General features: G+C 75.0%; 5 protein-coding genes. All 5 read left to right on the top strand.

Going from position 1 to position 8942, the window contains the following annotated elements; genetic code table 11:
* The first annotated feature begins 4 nt into the window (after window positions 1-4).
* The 5 genes from ACZ4MF_RS26130 to ACZ4MF_RS26110 all read left to right on the top strand — a co-directional run bounded on the left by ACZ4MF_RS26130 (window position 5) and on the right by ACZ4MF_RS26110 (window position 8871).
* Window positions 5-5791: a type I polyketide synthase gene (locus tag ACZ4MF_RS26130; protein ID WP_467494345.1), complete on the top strand. Its 5787-nt coding sequence runs from the start codon at window positions 5-7 to the stop codon at window positions 5789-5791.
* A 6-nt stretch (window positions 5792-5797) separates the two neighbouring features.
* Complete coding sequence (gene fabG, locus ACZ4MF_RS26125) at window positions 5798-6565, top strand: 3-oxoacyl-ACP reductase FabG (protein ID WP_356029650.1); 768 nt, start codon at window positions 5798-5800, stop codon at window positions 6563-6565.
* Window positions 6566-6599: 34 nt separating this feature from the next.
* Window positions 6600-6797, top strand: coding sequence for a ferredoxin (locus tag ACZ4MF_RS26120; protein WP_356029651.1), 198 nt, complete (start codon window positions 6600-6602; stop codon window positions 6795-6797).
* Between the two features lie 10 nt (window positions 6798-6807).
* The gene (locus ACZ4MF_RS26115) at window positions 6808-7644 is read left to right on the top strand and encodes a thioesterase II family protein (protein WP_467494344.1); all 837 of its coding nucleotides are present in this window, start codon (window positions 6808-6810) and stop codon (window positions 7642-7644) included.
* A 267-nt stretch (window positions 7645-7911) separates the two neighbouring features.
* Window positions 7912-8871: a beta-ketoacyl-ACP synthase III gene (locus tag ACZ4MF_RS26110; protein WP_467494394.1), complete on the top strand. Its 960-nt coding sequence runs from the start codon at window positions 7912-7914 to the stop codon at window positions 8869-8871.
* Window positions 8872-8942: the final 71 nt, after the last annotated feature.

The following is an 8942-nucleotide window of genomic DNA, read 5'->3' as shown; positions in this document are numbered from 1 at the left end:
CCACGTGTCACAGCCACACCAGGACCAGCAGCACGACCAGCAGCAGGACCAGGACCAGCACGAGGACGTCGATCGCGTCGCCATCATCGGCATGGCCGGCCGCTTCCCCGGTGCGGACGACGTGGAGACCTTCTGGACCAACCTCGCCGAGGGCCGCGAAGGCATCAGCGTCCTGTCCGACGAGGAACTCGCCGCGTCCGGCGTCGACCCCGCGCTCCCGGCCCGCGACGACTACGTCCGGGCCAAGGGCGTGCTGGACGGCGCCGACCTGTTCGACGAGGGCTTCTTCGGCTACAGCCCCCGCGAGGCCGAACTCCTCGACCCCCAGCACCGGGTCTTCCTCGAATGCGCCTGGCACGCCCTGGAGTCCGCCGGGGTCGACCCGGCCCGCTTCGAGGGCCGGATCGGCGTCTTCGCGGGCGCGGGCCTCAACACGTACCTGCTGTTCAACCTCATGAACAACCAGCGGGTCCTGGACGAGTCCGGCATGTACCAGGTGATGCTCGCCTCGGACAAGGACTTCCTGGCCACGCGCGCCGCGTACAAGCTGGGCCTGACGGGCCCGGCGGTCACCGTCCAGACGGCCTGCTCCACCTCGCTGACCGCGGTGCACCTCGCCTGCCAGAGCCTCGTGAGCGGCGAGTGCGACATCGCCCTGGCCGGCGGCGTGTCCGTCAGCTCCCCGCTGCGCGGCGGTTATCTGTACGAACCCGGCGGCATCCTCTCCCCGGACGGCACCTGCCGCGCCTTCGACGCGGACGCCGAGGGCACCGTGCCCGGCAACGGCGCCGGCCTCGTCGTCCTGCGCCGCCTCGCCGACGCGCGGGCCGCGGGCGACCGCGTCGACGCGGTCGTCCTCGCCAGCGCCGTCAACAACGACGGCTCCCTGAAGGCCGGTTACACCGCGCCGAGCGTCGACGGCCAGGCCGACGTCGTCGCCGAGGCACTGGCCCTGGCCGACGTCGACCCCGCCACCGTCGGCTACGTGGAGACCCACGGCACCGGCACCCCGCTGGGCGACCCCATCGAGATCGCCGCCCTCACCCGCGCCTACCGCGCGGGCACCGACGCCCGGGGCACGTGCGCGATCGGCTCGGTCAAGAGCAACGTCGGCCACCTCGACGCCGCCGCCGGTGTCACCGGCCTGATCAAGGCGGCCCTCGCCCTCAGGCACGAGGCGATCCCGCCGACGCTGCACTGGGAGCGGGCCAACCCCGGCCTGGAGCTGGACAGCAGCCCGTTCTACGTCAACACCGAGCTGCGCGCCTGGCCGCGCACGGACACCCCGCGCCGGGCCGGGGTCAGTTCCTTCGGCATCGGCGGCACGAACGTCCACGTCGTCCTGGAGGAGCCCCCCGCCGAGCAGTCGGCCGAGCCCGACGGCACGGCCGCGACCGGGGCCCCGGCCCGGCTGCTGCCGCTGTCCGCGAAGTCCGCGCCCGCGCTCGCCGCGGCGGCCGCCCGGCTCGCCGACCACCTGGAGGCCGACGCCGGCACCGCCCTCGACGCCGTCGCCCACACCCTGGCCCGGCGCCGGGCCCGGTTCCCGCACCGCGGCGCCGTCGTCGCCCGCACCACCGGGGAGGCCGTCGCCGCGCTGCGGAGGCTCGCGCAGGCTCCGGCCCCGGCCGCCGCGCCCGACGCCGCCCCGGTCGCCTTCCTCTTCCCCGGGCAGGGCGCCCAGTACCCCGGCATGGCCCGCGGCCTGTACGGCCGCCGGTCCGTCTTCACCGCCGAGTTCGACCGCTGCGCGGAGCTGTTCGCCCCGCACCTCGGGGAGGACCTGCGCGCCCTGGTGCTCGACGCGGAGGGTCCCGAGGCCGCGGAGCGGCTGCGGCAGACCCGGCTCGCCCAGCCCGCGCTGTTCTGCGTCGAGTTCGCCCTGGCCCGGCAGTGGCAGTCCTGGGGCGTCGAGCCGCGCGCCATGGTCGGGCACAGCGTCGGCGAGTACGTCGCCGCGTGCCTCGCGGGCGTGTTCTCGCTCCAGGACGCCGTACGGCTGGTCGCCACCCGGGGCCGGCTGGTCCAGAGCATGCCGCACGGCGCCATGCTCAGCGTCTTCCTGTCCGAGGAGGAGACCACCGCCCGCCTCGGCGAGGGTCTCGCGCTCGCCGCCGTCAACTCCACGGCGCTCACCGTGGTCTCCGGCACCCCCGAGGCCGTCGACGCCCTCGAACGGCGGCTCGGGGACGAGGGCGTGGGCTGCCGCAGGCTGCACACCTCGCACGCCTTCCACTCCCCCGACATGGACGGCGCCGTCACCCCCTTCACCGAGGCGGTCCGCGACGTCACCCTGCACGCCCCGCGGACCCCGGTGCTGTCCAACGTCACCGGCACCTGGCTCACCGCCGAACAGGCGACCAGCCCCGAGTACTGGGGCGCCCATCTGCGTCAGACGGTGCGGTTCGGCGACGCCCTCGACGTCCTGCTCGCCGACCCCGGCCTCGTCCTGCTGGAGGTCGGCCCCGGCCAGAACCTCGCCAACTTCGCCCGTGCCCACCGCGGTTGGGGTCCGGCCCGCAGTGCCGTCGGCTCCCTGCGGCACCCCGGCGAGCACGTCCCGGACGACGCCCACCTGCTGACGGGGCTCGGCGCCGCGTGGAGCGCCGGTGTCGCCGTCGACTGGGCCGCGGTCCAGGGCCCGGACGGCGGCCGCCCGGTGCGGCTGCCCGGCTACGCCTTCCAGCGGCGCCGCTACTGGGTGGAGCCCGCCGCAGCCCCCCGCACCGCGGCTCCCGCCGCCGGCGCGGACGGCTGGTTCTACACCCCCGGCTGGCAGCGGCTCGCCCTGCCCGCCCCGGGCAGGGCCGCGGCCACCGGCGACACCTGGGTGGTCCTCGGCGCCGGACTCGCCCTCGGCGACAGCCTCGCCGGGCGCCTCGCGGCCGCCGGCGACCGCGTCGTGCGCGTCCGCGCGGGCGACGGTCTGGAACGCACCGGCGAGGACTCCTGGACCCTGGACCCCGCCGACCGTGACCACCTGTCCGCACTCGTCTCGTCCCTGGCCGCGCCTCCCCTCACGGCCGGGGACGGGCGGTGCTTCCGCTTCGTCCACCTGTGGAGCACCGCCGACGGTCCCGGCGACGGCCCCGCCGACGGCCCCTTCGACGGCACGGAGCCCACCCGGGAGCGGCTGGACGCCGCTCGCCGCACCGGCTTCGACAGCCTCCTCGCCCTCGCCCAGGCCCTGGGCGCCGGGCACCTGCCCGCCCCGGCCGTCCTCGACGTGCTGTGCCGCGGCGTGTACGACGTCACCGGCGACGAACCGCTGCGGCCCGAGCACGCCCTGCTGCTCGGCGCGGCCACCGTGATCCCCCAGGAGACCGCCGGTACCGCCTGCCGGGTCCTGGACATCACCGGCACCGACCCGGACGCCCCGGGCGAGGACGCCGTACCCGCCGTGCACGCCGTCCTCACCGGCACGGACACCGGGACCGAACTCGCCCTGCGCGGGCGGCATGTGTGGGCGCGCGGCTTCGACCGGGTGGACTGGATCGACCGGACGGACCCCGGTGACGGCGGGCGCACCGGACTGCGCGACGATGGCGTCTACCTCGTCACCGGCGGCCTCGGCGGCCTCGGCCTCGCCATGGCCGAGCACATCGCGGCCGCGGCCGACCGGCCGGTCCTCGGCCTGCTGGGCCGCTCCGCGTTCCCGGCGCCCGCCGACTGGGACACCCACCTCGCCGCCCACGACGAGGCCGACCCCACCAGCACCCGGATCCGGCGGCTGCGGCACCTCGAATCCCTCGGCGCCCGTGTCGTGCTGCTCCGCGCCGACGTCACCGACGAGGAGCAGATGCTGCGCGCCGTGGGCGAACTGCGCGCGGCGGCGGGCCCGTTGAACGGCGTCGTGCACGCCGCCGGCCTGCCCTCCCAGGGCATGATCATCACCAGGACCCCGGCCGACGCCGGCCAGGTCCTCGCCGCCAAGACGCACGGCCTGATCGTCCTCGACCGGGTCTGCCGCGCGGACGAGCTGGACTTCATGCTGCTGTGCTCCTCCGTGACCGCCGTCCTCGGCGGCCCCGGCCAGAGCGACTACGCCGCCGCCAACGCCTTCCTCGACGCGTGGGCGCAGCACCGGCGCCGGGCGGGCGGGCTGCCCGTCACCGCCGTCGGCTGGGACACCTGGCGGGACGTCGGCATGGCCGCCGGCCTCGGCTCCCGGTTCGGCCTCGACTCCGGCACCCCGCTGCACGGCCACCCGCTGCTGCGGCGCCTGGTCCGCTCCGGCGCCACGTCCCGCACCTACGCCACGGTGTTCAGCACCGACGACAGCTGGATCGTCGCCGACCACCGCATCCAGGGCCACGGTCTGGTGCCGGGCACCGCCTACCTGGAACTGGTCCGGGCCGCCGTCGCCGAGCAGGCCGCGGGGCGGGACATCGAGATCGGTGACGTGCAGTACATGATCCCGGTCGTCGTCCCCGACGGGCAGAGCCGCGAGGTCTTCACCACGATCGAGGAACGCGACGGCGGCTGGCACTTCGCGGTGCAGAGCCGCACCGGCGCCCCCGGGGCCGCGGCCTGGACCGATCACGCGCGCGGCACCGTCGCCTTCCACGAGCCGGCCCCGGACACCGTGCGCGACCTGGCCGCGCTGCGGGCCGCCTGCGCGGTGACGGAGGTCCTCGACACCGACGAGTCGATCAAACTCGGGCTGCGGCTCGACCGGTTCGAGAAGGGCGGCCCGATCGAGTTCTCCTTCGGGCCGCGCTGGAAGTGCATGCGGGAGATCCAGGTCGGCCCCAGGCACGTGATGGCGACCCTGCACCTCGACGAGGAGTACCACGGCGACCTGGAGCACTACCTGCTGCACCCGGCGCTGCTCGACGCGGCCGGCGGCACCGCCCGGGTCCACGCGCCCGACACCTACTATCTGCCGTTCAGCTACCGCAGCCTGCGCGTCTTCCACGGCCTGACCGGCACCGTGCACGCCTATGTCGAGGTGAAGGGGGCCGCGGACTCCGCGGGCGAGACCAGCACCTGCGACATCGAGATCCTCGACCCGGACGGCCGGCTGCTGGCCCGGATCGGCGACTTCACCATCAAGCGGATCAACGACCTGGAGGGTCTGCGCGAGCAGATCACGCGCGCCGTCGAGCAGCCGGCGCCCGGCCAGGGGGCGGCCGGCGAGGACCGCCCCGGCGAGAGGGCCGGCGGGGTCCTGCGCACCCTCGCCGAGGGCATCACCGAGCAGCAGGGCAAGGACGTCTTCGCCCGGCTGCTCGCCGCCCCGCACCTGCCCGCCCATCTCGTCGTCTCCCACCGGGAGTTCACGGCCATGCGCGACCTGGCCCGCTCCCTCACCCCCGAGCTGCTCGAACAGGAGATGGGGCAGTTCGCGCCGCCCGGCGGCAGCCATCCCCGCCCGGACCTGGACACGCCGTACGTCGCCGCCCGCACCCCCCGGGAGCAGGAGATCGCCGAGGTGTGGCAGGAGATCCTCGGCGTGGACCGGGTCGGCGTCGACGACGACTTCTTCGCCCTCGGCGGCCACTCCCTGGCCGCGGTCCAGGTCGGCACCCGGTTGAAGAACCGCCTCGGCACGGAACTCGACCTGCGGGCCTTCTTCGAGCACCCCACCGTCGCGCGCACCGCGGACCTGCTGGCGGCGGCCCCTGGCGCGGCGCGGCGCCCCGAGGCCGCCATCGAGGTCCTCAGCCGCGACGAGGCCGAGCCGGACGACGGCCTGGAACTGCTCGCGGGCCTGTCCGACGACGACGTGGAGGCGGAGCTGCGCCGCCTGCTCGCGGCGGACGCGGACCAAGAGAACCAGGAGAGCTGAGAGAGCATGAGCGGTATCGACGCGGCCCGGACGGGCCAGGGCGCCCCGGTGGCCCTGGTGGCGGGCGGCTCACGCGGGATCGGCCGCGCCGTGGCGCTGCGGCTCGCCGAGGACGGTTTCGACGTGGCGGTGTGCTACGCCTCCGACGCGGCCGCCGCGCAGAGCCTCGGAAAGGAGATCGGCGCGCTGGGCCGGCGGTCGTACATCCGCCGGACCGACGTCGGCGACAGCGTCGCGGTGGAGGAACTCGTCGACGGGGCCGAGGACGCGCTCGGTCCCCTCGACGCGGTGGTGACCTCGGCCGCCGTGCTGCGCGACGGCCCGCTGGCGGCGATGGAGGACGACGACTGGGCGGACGTGCAGCGGGTCAACCTCGACGGCACCTACTACGTCTGCCGCACCGTCATCAACGGGATGATCGAGCGCAGGCGCGGCGCGATCGTGACGATGTCCTCCATCGCCGGTCTGTACGGCAACGCCGGGCAGACCAACTACGCCGCGTCCAAGGCCGGGATCATCGGGTTCACCAAGTCCCTGGCCCGCGAGGTCGGGCGGTACGGGATCCGGGCGAACGTGGTCGTGCCCGGCTTCGTCGCCACCGATCCCGTCGCGGCGCTGCCGGCCGAGGTCCGCGAGCGGTTCAGGCAGCGTATCCCGCTCGGGCGGTTCGGCGAGCCGCACGAGGTCGCCGACCTGGTCTCGTTCCTTCTCTCGGACCGGGCCGCGTACATCACCGGCACGACCTTCCAGATCGACGGCGGCGTGGCCGTCTGACGTCCGCGCACACCCACGGCACGGGGGTACGACCTTGCAGATCCAGGCTGACACCGAACGCTGCGTCGGCGCGGGCATGTGCGCGCTGACCGCACCCGGTCTCTTCGACCAGTCCGAGCACGACGGGACCGTCGTGCTGCTCACGGCCGGTGAGTGCGGGCGCGAGGCCGCCGACGCCGCGCGGGCGGCGGTGGCGACCTGCCCGTCGGGCGCCCTCGCCCTGACCGACTGACCGACCGACCGTGGTCCGCCGCGCCCGCACCGCGGCGGACGACGGCGAGACGAAGGAGAAGCACACCATGCGCAACCCATGGTTCGCCCAGGCGGAGCCGCGGGACGAGGCCGGGGTCCGGCTCTTCTGCCTCCCGTACGCGGGCGGCGCCGCCTCGGCGTACCGGACCTGGCACGATCTGGCCCCCGGCCATGTCCGGGTGCACCCGCTGGAGCTTCCCGGCCGCGGCGCCCGCTGGGGCGAGACCCCGGTCAGCAGGATGCCGTTGATGACCGAGATGCTGGCCGACGCCCTCGCGGGCCACCTGGAGCGGCCGTACGCGCTGTTCGGCCACAGCATGGGCGGCCTGATCGCCTTCGAACTCGCCAGGACCCTGCGCGCGCGGGGCCTGCCCCAGCCGGCGCACCTGTTCGTCTCCGGCTCCGCCGCCCCCGACCTGCCGCGCACCCGGCAGCCGATCCACGCGGCGCCGGACGCCGACGTGCTGGAGGAACTGCGCTTCCTCGGCGGCACGCCGGCCGAACTGCTGGACGACCCCGGGCTGATGGAGCTGATCCTGCCCGCGCTGCGCGCCGACTTCTCGCTGCTGGAGACCTACCGGTACCACGCGCAGCCGCCGCTCACGGTGCCGCTGACGGTGTTCGGCGGCGCCGCCGACCCCCTGGTGGCGAGCGACCAGCTGCACCGGTGGCTGCGGCAGACCGGCGCCGCCTCGCGCCTGGTCGTCCTGCCCGGCGAGCACTTCTTCCTCCACTCGGCGGTGACCGACGTGCTGGCGACGATCGCCGACGCCCTGGCCGCGGCGGGGCCCGAGCCCCTTCCGCACGCGCGGCGGGACGTGGCCTGACCTGGGGGGTGTCGTTTGGATCACGCCGGCGTCGCGGGGTCTGGCACGCACTCCCCCAGAGGGGGCACCCCCAGCCGTGTTGTCGTCACTCGCCGACTCCCCCACGCTCGGCTTCGCTCGCGCGGGAGGGGCCCCACGACCCCGCTCGGGTCCGCCGATCCGCACCGTTCGTCGCGGCCGGCCTGATCCGAACGCCACCCCCTGGCCGCAGGCCCTGACCCCTCGCTTCCCCGGAACCGACCCTCTGGAGGACTCGTGCCCGCCACCCTGCCCGGCAGCCGGATCGTCTCGATCGCCCACCACCAGCCGACGCGCGTGCTCACCAACGACGACCTGGCCGCCCGGGTCGACACCTCCGACGAGTGGATCAGGTCCCGCGTCGGCATCGCCACGCGCCACATCGCCGCCGCGGACGAGAGCGTCGCCGACATGGCGATCGCCGCCGCCAAGGCCGTCGCCCGGGCCGGGGTGGATGCCGCCGACATCGACCTGGTGACCGTCGCGACCTGCACCGCCGTGGACCGTATGCCGAGCATCGCCGCCCGGGTCGCCCGGCAGCTGGAGATCCCCGCCGCGGCCGTCTTCGACCTCAACGCCGCCTGCGCGGGCTTCAGTTACGCCCTCGCCGGCGCCGATCTGGCCGTGCGCGGCGGCAGCAGCCGTACCGCGCTGGTCATCGGCGCGGACAAGATGAGCGACTTCCTCGACTGGCAGGACCGGTCCACCTGCGTCATCTTCGGCGACGGCGCCGGCGCCGCGGTCCTCACGGCCGCCGAGGGCGGCGCCGCGGGCACCGTCGGCCCGGTGGTGTGGGGCTCGCAGCCCCAGCGGGGCTCGGCCATCACGCTGGAGACCACCGGTCCGGCCGGTCCGCCCGCGCTGTTCCGGCAGGACGGACACGTCGTCTACCGCTGGGCGATGACCTCCCTCGCCCCGGTGGCCCGCCGGGCCTGCGAGCGGGCCGGGATCGAACCGTCCGAGCTGGCCGCCGTCGTCACGCACCAGGCGAATCTGCGGATCATCGAGGCCGTGACCAGGCATCTCGGCGCCACCGGCGCCGTCGTCGCGCGCGATGTCGTCGACTCCGGCAACACCTCCGCCGCCAGCATCCCCATGGCCCTGTCCAAGCTCGTGGAGCGCGGCGAGGTCGCGGGCGGCGCCCCCGTCCTCCTGCTCGGTTTCGGCGCGGGCCTGTCGTACGCGGCCCAGGTGGTCGGCTGCCCCTGATGGTTTTTCCCAGCATGACGTGAAAAACGAATATTGACGCGAATTCCGCGTGTGCGACATCTTTTTGCGTG

It is taken from the genome of Streptomyces sp. NPDC025793 (assembly GCF_055558375.1).
Note: the sequence above shows the minus strand (reverse complement) of the source record. Positions and strands in the feature narration are given on the sequence as shown.